Origin of the sequence: Leisingera sp. ANG-M1 (assembly GCF_000813745.1) — a bacterium.
Classification (GTDB): domain Bacteria; phylum Pseudomonadota; class Alphaproteobacteria; order Rhodobacterales; family Rhodobacteraceae; genus Leisingera.
The window spans coordinates 158,143-170,429 of sequence record NZ_JWLC01000019.1 but is presented as its reverse complement, the minus strand read 5'-3'; the positions used below and the strand labels follow the sequence as shown (position 1 = coordinate 170,429).

10 protein-coding genes are annotated in these 12,287 nt (G+C 64.2%); 9 read left to right on the top strand and 1 reads right to left on the bottom strand.

Translation table 11 applies throughout. The features are described from left to right. Positions 1-22 precede the first annotated feature (22 nt). A complete protein-coding gene (locus tag RA19_RS16780; RefSeq protein ID WP_039164654.1) occupies positions 23-826 on the bottom strand; it encodes a helix-turn-helix transcriptional regulator in 804 nt (267 codons plus the stop codon). Between the two features lie 126 nt (positions 827-952). Between RA19_RS16780 and RA19_RS16775 the strand changes: the two genes are divergently transcribed. The 9 genes from RA19_RS16775 to RA19_RS16735 all read left to right on the top strand — a co-directional run bounded on the left by RA19_RS16775 (position 953) and on the right by RA19_RS16735 (position 12,261). Next, positions 953-2,932: a CocE/NonD family hydrolase gene (locus tag RA19_RS16775; RefSeq protein WP_039164652.1), complete on the top strand. Its 1,980-nt coding sequence runs from the start codon at positions 953-955 to the stop codon at positions 2,930-2,932. Positions 2,933-2,954: 22 nt separating this feature from the next. Beyond that, positions 2,955-4,517 (top strand): ABC transporter substrate-binding protein, encoded by a 1,563-nt coding sequence (locus tag RA19_RS16770; RefSeq protein ID WP_039164699.1) that lies wholly within the window; start codon positions 2,955-2,957, stop codon positions 4,515-4,517. Between the two features lie 96 nt (positions 4,518-4,613). After that, entirely contained in the window at positions 4,614-5,552 is a 939-nt protein-coding gene (locus tag RA19_RS16765) for an ABC transporter permease (RefSeq protein WP_039164650.1), read from the top strand. Positions 5,553-5,566: 14 nt separating this feature from the next. Further along, the gene (locus RA19_RS16760) at positions 5,567-6,424 is read left to right on the top strand and encodes an ABC transporter permease (protein ID WP_039164648.1); all 858 of its coding nucleotides are present in this window, start codon (positions 5,567-5,569) and stop codon (positions 6,422-6,424) included. Then, a complete protein-coding gene (locus tag RA19_RS16755; protein ID WP_039164646.1) occupies positions 6,421-7,398 on the top strand; it encodes an ABC transporter ATP-binding protein in 978 nt (325 codons plus the stop codon). The genes RA19_RS16760 and RA19_RS16755 overlap by 4 nt, the downstream gene beginning before the upstream one ends. Continuing rightward, on the top strand, positions 7,395-8,333 hold the full coding sequence (locus RA19_RS16750) for an oligopeptide/dipeptide ABC transporter ATP-binding protein (protein ID WP_039164644.1): 939 nt from the start codon (positions 7,395-7,397) through the stop codon (positions 8,331-8,333). Before RA19_RS16755 ends, RA19_RS16750 begins: the two co-directional genes overlap by 4 nt. After that, the gene (locus RA19_RS16745; protein ID WP_206540282.1) at positions 8,330-9,118 is read left to right on the top strand and encodes an SDR family NAD(P)-dependent oxidoreductase; all 789 of its coding nucleotides are present in this window, start codon (positions 8,330-8,332) and stop codon (positions 9,116-9,118) included. The genes RA19_RS16750 and RA19_RS16745 overlap by 4 nt, the downstream gene beginning before the upstream one ends. A gap of 18 nt (positions 9,119-9,136) precedes the next feature. Further along, positions 9,137-10,759: an amidohydrolase gene (locus RA19_RS16740; protein WP_039164642.1), complete on the top strand. Its 1,623-nt coding sequence runs from the start codon at positions 9,137-9,139 to the stop codon at positions 10,757-10,759. Positions 10,760-10,764: 5 nt separating this feature from the next. Then, a complete protein-coding gene (locus RA19_RS16735) occupies positions 10,765-12,261 on the top strand; it encodes a M81 family metallopeptidase (RefSeq protein WP_039164640.1) in 1,497 nt (498 codons plus the stop codon). Positions 12,262-12,287: the final 26 nt, after the last annotated feature.

The window sequence follows — 12,287 nt, the reverse complement described above, 5'->3', positions numbered from 1 at the left end:
TTTTTCATTTGGTGAAGCAGCGTTAGAACAGGACACTGCCCGGCGTGTCCGGCACATCCTCTTTCTCTGGAGCTTCAAGGTATTTGCGGATGGCCGGGTCGATCCGCGGGCTGCGGACCGGGTATACCCCGCACGCGGCGATTGCTTCCCGCGCCGTGACCCGCTCGTCCAGCCGCTTCCAAATTGCCCGGGCTGCATAGGGCCGCGGGAACGGGCGCCAGGCGACCCCCATGGTCATGCCGCGCAGATACTTAAGCTGCTGGCGGTGGGCCGAGAACAGAATGGTCTGCGCCACGCTGCCCTCGCGGGCGCGCTCGTGTTCGGTGATGAACAGCCGGTTGCCGCGCAGGGTGACCATGCCGTGATAGCGCGAGATCTGCCGGATGCTCTGCTCCGGGTCATGCGCGATTTCCATGTTGCGCGAGACGATGTAGCCGTCTTCCTCGGAAAAGCGGGTGAGTGAGCAGAAGATGCCCTCGCCCCAGGAGGGCGTGCGGAAATAGGCGTGATAGAAGCCGAGGTAGCGTTTCAGATTGCGCTGCTGGCCGCGGAAGGGCGCCATGAACTTCTCACCTGCACCATGCTGCACGGCGCCTGCCGCATCTGACAGCTTGGTCTCGAAGTCGGTGTTTTCCGTGAACAATTGAGACTCAGGGATCGCAAAGTAACGGGCAATGCGGCGCAGGTTGTGGGCCGCGGGCATGCTGCTGCCATTGAGGTAGCGGTTGAACTGCTGCCGGTTGATGCCGATCTCACGGCAGATTTGGGCAATACTGCCATGCTCGGCGCATAGCGAACGCAGATTTTCTGAAAAATTCCCGGACAAGGGCTGAAATCCTTCGCGAACTGACGCTAGTTTGATACGGGTCGCGTCACTTCGCGCATGTTTGCACAGTTCCGTCAATGGCAAATCCGGGGTCTCTGGAGGGCATCACCCCGTCTGGAGACCCCAATGCTCGTCACCTGCATCGAAAACCAATGGCTCCCCCTGCCGGACGGGCGGCGGCTGGCGGTGCGCATGTGGATACCGGAGGGCACCGGGCCGTTTCCGGCCATCCTCGAATACCTGCCTTACCGCAAACGCGATGGAACCGCAGCACGGGATGAGACCACGCACCGGGTGTTTGCTGCCGAAGGTTATGCCTGTGTGCGGGTGGATATCGCCGGCACCGGCGACAGCGAGGGCGTCTTTGATGACGAATACTCCGAGCAGGAGCTAAGCGACGGCGAAGCGGTGCTGGAATGGATCGCAGCTCAGCCATGGTGCACGGGCAACGTCGGTATGATCGGCATTTCCTGGGGCGGGTTCAACGGGCTACAGCTCGCGTTCCGCCAGCCGGAGGCGCTGAAGGCGGTGGTCACTGTGGCCTCTGCTGTCGACCGTTACGAGGATGACATTCACTACATGGGCGGCTGCCTGGTTGGCGACAACGCCAACTGGGGGGCGCAGATGTTTGCCTATCTGACCCGTCCCGCGGATCCGGAGCTGCGGGCCAATTGGCGCGAGGACTGGATTGCGCGGATGGAGAATGTCCCGTTCTGCGCGGTGGACTGGATGCGGCATCCGCTGCGCGACGGTTATTGGAAGCACGGCTCGGTCTGCGAGGACTGGTCTGCGATCAATGTACCGGTGCTGGCCATGACCGGCTGGGCCGATCCTTACGTGAACACGCCGGCTGCGCTGGCGGCGAACCTGCAAGCGCCGGCCAAGGCCCTGATCGGCCCCTGGGAGCACCGCTACCCGCATATTTCCAAGCTGGAGGCCTCGGATTTTCACTCCGAGGTGCTGGGCTGGTTCGACCGCTGGCTGAAGCAGGAGGAAAACGGCGCCGAAGACCTGCCGGCCTACCGCGCCTATATGCAGGAGCATTTCAACCCCGTGGCGCAGAATTCCCCACGCCAGGGGCGCTGGGTGGCTGAGGCGGAATGGCCGTCGCCCAATGTGTCCGAAACTGTTTGGCACCTGGTTTCGGGCGGGTTCTCGGAAACCGCAGGGCAGGGGGCACTCACGGTTACCTCGCCCGCACACCTTGGCCAGGCCGGCGGCTATTTCTGCCCCGGTATGCGGATCGACAATGAACTGGCTGGAAATCAGGCCGATGATGACGCGCTGTCTGTTTGCTTTGACAGCCTGCCGCTGGAAAATCCGCTGGAATTGCTGGGCCGCGCCCGGCTGCGGCTGCGGTTCTCCGCGGACAAGCCGGTGGCCCAGGTCACCGCGCGGCTGTGCGATGTCTCTCCCGAGGGCCTGTCGCAGCGGATAACCTTCCGGCCGTTGAACCTCACTCATCACAGCAGCCACGAGACACTGGAGGCGCTGGTGCCCGGGCAGGTGTATGAGGCGGAGATTGCGCTCAACGAATGCGCACACCGCCTGCGGGCCGGGCACAAGCTGCGGCTTGCGCTGTCGACCGCCTACTGGCCGATGATCTGGCCCGCGCCGGAGGCTGCGGAGGTGACCCTGCACCTGGAAGGCTGCATGTTGCATCTGCCGGTGCGGGAAGCGGCCGCAGAAATCGACCCGGCCAATCCGGGCCTGGCGCAGGAGTTCCCCGTTCTGCAGGCCAAGGAGTTGCGCGCACCCGCGGGAACTTCCGAACGCAAGGTGCTGGAGGACGGCACCGTGCTGCTGGAGACCTTTGACGATTTCGGCGAGACGCGCGATCCTCACCACCGGCTGGCCACCGGCAGTCATGTGGCGATGCGCTATGCCATTCACCCCGACGATCCGGCCTCAGCACGGTTTGAAACGCAGTGGCGTTTCACCTCCCGGCGGAATGGCTGGCAGGTCGCCATCGACACCGAGAGCACCATGCATTGCGACGGGCAGAATTTCCATCTGACCCGGAAATTGCGCGCCACGGAGGGCGCGGATGAAACGGAAGTCCTGGCAAAGGAATGGGTTGAAACCCTTCCGCGCGGGCTTCTGTGAACTGATCTTAAGGGAGGACACCATGAAGATCGAATGGACCAAGGCGCCGGTGGGGCGCCGCAAGTTTCTGAAAGGCGCCACCGCTTTGGGTGCGGCTGCCGCACTGCCCGGCAGCCTGGCCAGCCGCGCCTTTGCCGCCGATGACGGCGTGCTGCGGGTGCGGGCCTATGGCGATGCGCAGAACATGGACCCGGCGCACAGCGTTGGCGTGGTTGAAGAAGAGGTGCATGCCTCGATCTACAACAAGCTGATCCAGTACAAGCCGGGCCGCGAATGGGACTGGCAGTTGGACGCCGCCGCGATGATCGAGCAGGCGGACCCGACCCACGTCAAATTCGCCCTGCGCGACGACATCGGTTTCACCAACGGCTTTGGCGCGATGACCGCCGAGGACGTTAAGTTCTCCTTCGAGCGCATCATCGCCGATGCCACCGAAAGCCCGAACAAGCCCGACATGGGCCCGCTGAGCCACGTTGAAGTGACCGGCGAGCGTGAAGGCACCATTGTCCTGAACGAACCCTTTGCACCGCTGTGGAGCATCGCGCTGCCCTATATCACCGGCAACATCGTCTCCAAGGCGGCAGTTGAGGCCGCGGGCGGCCGTATCGGCGCGGACCCGGTTGCGGAATCCGGCCCCTACCTGCGCGCGAGCTGGGAGCCGAAGGCCAAGACCACGCTGAAGCGCAACCCGGATTGGAAAGGCGAAGCGCCGGCCTGGGACACCATCGAAATCCTGCCGATCGACGACGAGAACACCGCCGAGATCGCCTTTGAGGCCGGCGAGCTGGACTTCACCCGCGTCTCGCTGGGCTCGGTTGAACGCTACCGCGCCGGGGTTCCGAACGGCGGCACGCTGCTGGAATACCCGTCGCTGTACTATGCATGGCTGGGCATGAACCTGGATCACCCGAAGCTGCAGAACAAGAAGCTGCGCCAGGCGATCCAGCACGCCATCGACGTGCCGACCGTTCTGGAAGCCGCCTATTTCGGCGCCGTGGAACCCTCCACCGGCATCATCGCGCCGGGCCTCGCAGGCAACCGTGCCAATTCGCTGATCCCGCCGCAGGCGGACTTCGAGAAAGCCGCGGCTCTGCTGGCGGAATCCGGTGAAACCAACGTCACCCTGAAACTCGACACGCTGAACAAGACCACCTTCACCACCGCCGCGCAGGTGATCCAAGCAACCCTGGCGCAGATCGGCATCACGGTTGAAGTGAATGTTCTGGAGTCCGGCGCCTTCTGGGCCAGTGCGGATAACGAAGACCTGCAGCTGGTGCTGAACCGCTACTCAATGACCCCGGATCCCTATTACGCGACCTCCTGGTTCACCACCGAGCAGGTCGGCCACTGGAACTGGGAACGCTTCAGCAATGAAGAGTTCGACAAGATCCACGCGGACGCCTACCAGGAGACCGATCTGGTCAAACGCGGCGAGATGTACCAGCGTGCGCAGGACCTGATGGAAGAAAGCGGCGCCTACCGTTTCCTGACCCATGAGGCGACGCCGGTGATCCATTCGGCAAAAGTTGTGCCGGCGCTGCGCCCCGACGGGCTGGCCCTGCTGCGCTACTTCGGTAAGGCCTGACCCTCCCCTCGGGCCTGACCAGCTGGCACGGCTGCACTTGCGGAGCAGCCGTGCCGATTTCCCACCGCACAGCGAGACTAAGGGAGCCATGCGGCCATGTTACTTTTTGCAACCCGGCGGTTCGGGCTGGCATTGCTGATCCTGATCGTGGCGGTCACCGCCATGTTCCTGATGATCCGTGCCGTGCCCGGCGATCCGGTCCAGATCATGCTGGGCCCGCGCGCCACGCCCGAGCTGCAGGCGCGGCTGACGGCTGAGCTGGCGCTGGACCAGCCGATCTGGAAACAGCTTCTCATCTTCTATGGCAACCTGATGCAAGGGGACCTGGGGATCGACGTGTTCTCGGGCCGGTCTGTGACCGAGATCGTGTTCCAGCAGCTGCCGCATACCCTGTGGCTGATACTGAGCTCGATCACCTGGTCTGCGGCTCTGGGCATTGCGCTTGGCGCCTATGCCGCCGCGCATCCCAATACGTTGATCGACCGGGTTACGGCTGCAATTTCCGTTAGTTTCGTTGCGGCGCCCGCCTTTGTGGTCGCTTTGCTGTCGCTGCTGATTTTTGCGGTGAACCTGCAGTGGTTCCCGGCCATTGGCGCCGGCGAGGGCTTCTGGGGCCGCCTCAACCACCTGGTGCTGCCCGCCTTCGCCATCGGTCTCAGTTGGGTCGGCTACATCGCCCGGCTGGTGCGCGCCTCGATGCTGGAAGTGATGGGCGAAAGCCACATCCGCACCGCTCGCGCCTTTGGCATCAACGAGCGCCGGGTGGTGATGGTCTACGCGCTGCGTATTGCCATCCTGCCTGTGGTCACGGTGATCGGCGTTGGCATGGGGTTTCTCTTGTCCTCTGCCGTCTTTGCCGAGATCGTCTTTGCCCGCCCGGGCCTCGGCAAACTGGTGATCGACAGTATCACCACCCGCAACTACCCGATCGTGATGGGATCGGTGCTGATTTCGACTGGCCTGTTTGTGGTCTCTACCGCGCTGGCCGACCTGATCAACGCCTGGCTCGATCCCCGCGCCCGCACCGCGATATAAGGAGGGCGTGAGATATGGCTAAATCCCGTTCCGAACTGGGCCAGATCATCACCGGCGTCGCCCGCGATCCGCTGGGGCTGATGGGACTGATCATTGTCGGCACCATCGTTTTCTGCGCTATCTTCGCCTATTGGATCGTGCCCTTCGATCCGGTCGGCATGAACATCAAGTCACGCCTGCAGGGACCGTCGTGGACCCATCTTCTCGGCACCGACCAGCTGGGCCGCGATACGTTTTCCCGCGTGATTGCGGGTGGCCAGGTGGCGCTGCAAGTGGCCCTGCCCGCGGTTTTCGGCGCCATGGCCATCGGCCTGACGCTGGGCATGATCGCTGGCTACGGGCCGAAATGGCTCGACAACCTCCTGATGCTGCTCTTTGACACCATCCGCTCCTTCCCGACGGTGATGTTCGCGCTGGCTGTGGTCGCGCTGGTGGGGCCGAGCCTGCAGACAGTGGTGTTTGTGGTCATGGCAACCTCGATCCCGACCTATGGCCGGGTGGCGCGGACCCAGACGCTCACCTTGCGCAATTCCGAGTTCATCCTGGCCGAGCGCTCGATGGGGGCCAGCATGACCCGCATCCTGGGCGTGCACATGCTGCCCAACATCGTCGGCGTGCTGGCGGTGCTGGCTGCAATGGACATCCCCACCGTGATCGCGCTGGAGGCGGGCCTGTCTTTCCTTGGCCTCGGAGTGAAGCCGCCGACACCCAGCTGGGGTGCACTGCTGAAAGACGGCTATTCGCTGATCCGCCAGACCCCCTGGCTGGTGGTGGGCGGCGGGCTGCCGATCATCCTAGCCACGCTGGGCTTCACCTTCCTGGGTGAAAGCTTGCGAGACGTGGTTGACCCGAAACTGAGGAAACAGCGATGACCGATACATTGTTGGAAATCGACCGCCTCAGCGTCGATTACGAAACCGCCCGCGGCGATCTGAAAGCCTTGCGCGATATCTCCTTTGACATCCGCAAGGGCGAGATTGTCGGCATCGTCGGTGAATCGGGTTGCGGCAAATCCACCCTGATCTCGTCCATCCTGCGGCTGACCGCACCGAACACGCGCTTCCGTCAGGGCGAGGTGCGGTTCAAGGGTCAGGACCTGCTGCAACTGCCCGAACGCAAGATGCGCGATCTGCGCGGTGCTGACATCTCCATTGTGTTCCAGGACCCGATGCAGACCCACAACCCGGTCTTGTCCATCGGCCAGCAGATGCTGGACATCCAGCACCGTTCCAAGGCCTCCAAGGCGGAGAAGCGCGCCCGTGCCGCGCAGATGCTGGGCGCTGTTGGCATCCCCGACCCAGAGGCCCGGCTGGACCAGTTCCCGCATGAGTTCTCCGGCGGCATGCGCCAGCGGATTGCCATCGCCATGGCGCTGATGTCGGAACCGGATCTGCTGATTGCGGATGAGCCGACCACGGCACTGGACGCCACGCTGGAGGTGCAGATCATTGAGCGCCTGCAGGAGCTGCAGCAAGAGTTCAACTGCGCCATCCTGTTCATCTCGCACCATCTGGGCGTCATTGCCGAGCTCTGCGACCGGGTGGTGGTGATGTATGCGGGCGCTGTCGTCGAAAGCGGCGAGGTGCGTGAAATCTTCCACGATCCGAAACACCCCTACACCCGCCGCCTGATCGATTGCGACCCGGGCCATATCAAGGAACGCGCCCGGGTGCTGCCAACCATCCCGGGCGAGGTGCCGGACCTTGCCAACCTGCCCGGCGGCTGCATCTTCCGCGACCGCTGCGATTTGGCCACGGCGCGCTGCGTAGAGGTGCCGCCGCTTGCCAAACTGAAAGAGGGCCACCACGCCGCCTGCTGGCTGAACCATAAGGAGGCCGCCGAATGACCTTGCTGGATGTGAAGAACCTCAAGACCAGCTACGGGCCGGTCAATGTGCTGGCCGGTGTCAGCTTTGCGGTGGAGCCAGGCGAAACCTATGCGCTGGTCGGCGAAAGCGGCTCAGGCAAGACCACCGTGATCCGGGCGATTGCAGGGCTGGCGCCGGCGCAGGAAGGTTCGGTCAAGTTCGATGGGCAGGAGATCCGCGGCGCCTCGGAGCGCACCCTGCGGCCCCTGCGCAAGGACATTGCGATGATGTTCCAGGATCCGGTGGGCAGCCTGTCGCCGCGCCTGACGATCCGCAGCCTGATCACCGAACCCTACCGCATCCAGGGCATGAAGGACCGGGATCTGGATGCCGAGGCCAAGCGCCTGTTGGAAATGGTGAATCTCCCTGCGCATTTTGCCGACCGCTATCCTTACCAGCTCTCGGGCGGTCAGGCCCGCCGGGTCGGCGTTGCTCGGGCGCTGGCACTGAAACCCAAACTGATCCTGGCCGATGAACCCACCGCGGGCCTCGACGTGTCGGTGCAGGGGGAACTGCTGAACCTCCTCAACGACCTGCGCGAGCGGCTGGGGCTGGCGATAGTGATCATCACCCACAACCTCAACGTCGTGCGCCATGTGGCCGACCGGATGGGCATCATGTATCTGGGCCGCCTCGTCGAGGAAGGCACCACTGAGGCCATCTTCAAGGACCCGCGCCACCCTTACACCCGCTGCCTCTTGTCAGCGAACCCGGAACCCGATCCCGACGCGCGACTGGAGCGCATTGCTCTCAAAGGCGAGCCGCCCAGCCTGCTCAAGCGCCCCTCCGGCTGCGAGTTCCGCGAACGCTGCCCCTTTGCCCAGGAGATTTGCACCCAGACCCCGCAATGGGAAGTCGATAACGGCCACGGCCTGCGCTGCCTCGCACCGCTGCATCAGGGGCGGGCGGCATGATGCGCTTTGCAGGCAAATCAGTCCTGATCACCGGCGGGCACTCCGGCATCGGTTTCGGCATCGCCGAGCGCTTTGCCCGCGAAGGCGCTGATCTGATCCTGGCGGGCCGCAACCAGGCAAAGGGCGATGCCGCCGCGGAAAAACTCGCAGCGCAGGGCGCAAACGCCCGGTTCCTGCCAGTAGACCTGTCGTGCGAGGAGGCCGTGCGCGATATGGCCGCCGGGCTGGATCGGCTCGACGTGCTGGTCAACAACGCGGGCCTCGGCGGGCGGCGCATCGAACACGCCCCCGAGGACAGCCCCGGCACCCGCTGGGACCGTATCCGCGGTGCCAATCAGGACAGCACCTACTTGGTCACCGCCCATTGCCTGCCGCTGCTGAAGGCCTCGGGCGGATCGGTGGTGAATATCTCCTCAACCGCCACATGGCACGGCAACTGGGGGCTTTACGGTGTGGCCAAGGCCGGTGTTGAGGCGCTGACCCGCGCCTTTGCCGCCGAAGCAGCGCCGGTGCGGGTCAACGCCGTCAGCCCGGGCTGGATTGCCAACGACCTTTCTGCCTCTGCCTCAGGCAACGCGGATGGCAGCTGGGACCTTCCGCCCTCGCTGCTGGACCGTATGGGGACCCCTTCCGAAATCGCGGGCGCCGTAGCCTTCCTTGCCTCGGAAGATGCCTCCTTTGTCACCGGCCAGACGCTGATTGTGGATGGCGGACTGACCCTGATTGACTACCCCTCCCGCCCGCTGCTGTCGCAGCGCGGGCAGGTGCTGAAATCCCAAGACTGAACACCGGAAAGCCAAGCAATGACATCCGTGCTGTATTTCAACGGCCCGATCCTGACCATGGATGCGGGGAACTCCACACCTGAGGCAGTGCTGACCGAAGGCCAGACTATCCGCGCGGTTGGCAGCGAAGCGGAGCTGCGCGCGGAAATGCCCGCGGGCACGCAGGAAGCGGACCTGCAGGGCCAGACCCTGATCCCCGCCTTCATCGACCCGCACGGGCATTTCCCTGACCCGGGCTTTATCCGCTTGTTCCGGGTCGACTTGGCCTCGCCCCCGCGCGGCGATTGCCTGGACATCCCCACAGCGCTGGAGCGGCTGCGGGCCAAGGCAGCGGAAACCCCTACCGGTGAGTGGGTGATGGGGGTGCTGTTCGACAATACTTCCATTGCAGAAGGCCGGATGCCGACTCGCGCTGAGCTGGACAGTGTTTCCACTGAGCATCCGATTTGGGTGATCCACGCCTCGGGCCACAATGGGTCGGCCAACTCCTTGGCGCTGCAAAAGCACGGAGTGAACCGGGATACGCCCGACCCCCTGGGCGGCCGTTTTGGGCGCGATCCGGAGACAGGCGCGCTAACCGGGCTGATCGAAGGCCTCTCGGCCATGGGCGAAATGGGAGACACCGATTTCCTCATTGATCGGGAGCGGTTTTGGGCCGGGTTCAACAGCTGCCGGGACGAATATCTGGCGCATGGCGTGACCTATGCGCAAAACGCCTGGGCGACGCGGGAGATGCTGGAGCATTTTGCCTCGCTGCCCGCGGACCAGGATCCGGGTTATGACCTGATGCTGCTGCCCATCGGCGAGCTGGAACCGGCGCTGACCGATGGCCCCGATCCGCTGGACTGGCCCGGTAATCCGCATTTTACGCTGGGCCCGCGCAAACTGTTCACTGACGGGGCTTTCCAGCTGCAGACCGCGTTTCTCAGCGCGCCGTATCACAAGCCCATCGATCCGGAGAACCCTTGCGGGATGTCTTATGAAAGCGAGGAGCAGCACCGTTTTCAGGTCAAGAAGCTGCATGATCTGGGGTATCAGATCCATTGCCACTGCAACGGCGATGCCGGCGCGCAGATGTTCATTGATGCGGTGGCCGCCGCGCTGGAGGCCAATCCCCGCGCCGATCACCGCCACACCATCATCCACGGGCAAGCCTTACGCGATGACCAGCTGCAGCAGATGGCCAAGCTGGGGATCACCGTAAGTTTCTTCCCGGCGCATGTGCATTTCTGGGGCGACCGCCACTACGATACCTTTTTGGGCCCCGAGCGGGCAGAGCGGATTTCCCCGTGTGCCTCGGCCGAGCGTTTTGGTGTGCGCTACACCATCCACAATGACGCTTCAGTGACGCCAACGCGGCCCATTCACCTGGCGCATTGCGCAGTGAACCGGCTGACGGCAGGCGGCAGGCGCTTGGGTGAGGCCCAGCGGATCAGCGCGCTGTCGGCCCTGCGTGCCCAGACCATCGATGCGGCCTGGCAGGTTTTCCAAGAGGACACCCGCGGCTCCATCGAACCGGGCAAGCTGGCGGATCTGGCAGTGCTGAACCGCAACCCGCTGGAGGACCCTGACAGCATCGAGACCACCAAAGTCACCCGGACCATCCGCCGCGGGCAGGTTGTCTGGGCACAGGAGCAGTGAGCGTCATGCACTCCAAACCGCGGATCGCCATTGCCGGTTTTCAGCATGAAACCAATTGCTTCGGCACCACCAAGGCCGGGCTGGCCGAGTTCGAAATGGCGGACTCCTGGCCCGCCATGCTGCACGGGGACGCGGTGATTGCGGAAACCCGCGGCATGAACCTGCCCATCGCGGGATTTGCCAAGGCAGCCGAGGATGCGGGAATGGAGCTGGTGCCGATCCTGTGGTGCGCCGCCGAGCCGTCGGCGCATGTGTCTGATGACGCCTTTGAGACCATCTGCGCCAAGATCCTGGACGGGGTGCGCCAAGCGGGGCCGCTGGACGGCATCTATCTGGACCTGCACGGGGCAATGGTCACCGAAAGCCACGCCGATGGCGAAGGCGAGATCCTGCGGCGGTTGCGGGCATTGGTGAGGCCGGAACTGCCAATTGTGGTCAGCCTGGATCTGCACGCCAATGTCTCCGCCGCATCAGTGGAACTGGCGTCCTACATGGCGATCTTCCGCACCTATCCTCATCTGGACATGGGCGGCACCGGCGCGCGCTGCCTGCCGGTGCTGCAGCGGCTGCTGGCGGGAGAGGTGCTGCACAAGGCGTTCCGGCAGATGGATTATCTGATCCCGCTGCATGCCCAGTATACCGGCGCAACCCCGGGTGAGGAACTCTATGCCGCGCTGTCTCCGCTGGAAGCGGATGGTGTTTTGGCCGATATCGCACTGGGATTCACCGCCGCGGACTTCCCCGATACCCGGCCCTCCTGCGTGGCCTATAGCCTCACGGCCGAAGCAGCGGACCGCGCAGCAGATCAAATCGCATCTCTTTTCGGCGCGCTGGAGGCGGGCTCAACCCATCCCATGCTGTCGCCCCTGGAAGCTGCGATCATCGCCTGCGAAGCGAGGACAGGCAAGCCCGTGGTGCTTGCCGACGTGCAGGACAATCCCGGTGCCGGCGGCACCTCGGACACCACCGGGCTTCTGGCAGCGCTGGCAGAGGCGGGCGCGCAGGGCGTGCTGACGGGACTGTTTCATGATCCGGAGGCTGCCGCCATGGCCCATGCGCTGGGACGCGGCGGGGTGTTCCACGCAGCGCTTGGCGGACGGTCCGGAGTGCCAGGCGACGCGCCGTTTGAAGCGGAATTCGAAGTGGTTGCCCTCAGCGACGGCGCCTGCCGCTATACCGGCGAGATGTACGGCGGCGGGGTGGCGACGCTGGGCCTGACAGCGGCGTTGCGGCTGGCAAACCCGGACGCGGATATCACTCTGGTCGTTACCAGCATCCGCAACCAGTGCCTGGACCTGGCGCATTTCACCCATCTGGGGCTGGAGCCGGAGAAATTCCGCACGGTCTGCGTCAAAAGCACCGCTCACTTCCGCGCCGATTTCGAGCCCGTTGCAAGTGCCGTCTACCCGGTGGCAGCACCGGGCGTGTTTCCCTGCGACCTGGAACACTTCCCCTACAAGAACCTGCACCCGGACGTCAGAACCGCCCCTGCACGAGGCTGAACCCTGATGCAGGAGCGGTCTTCGCA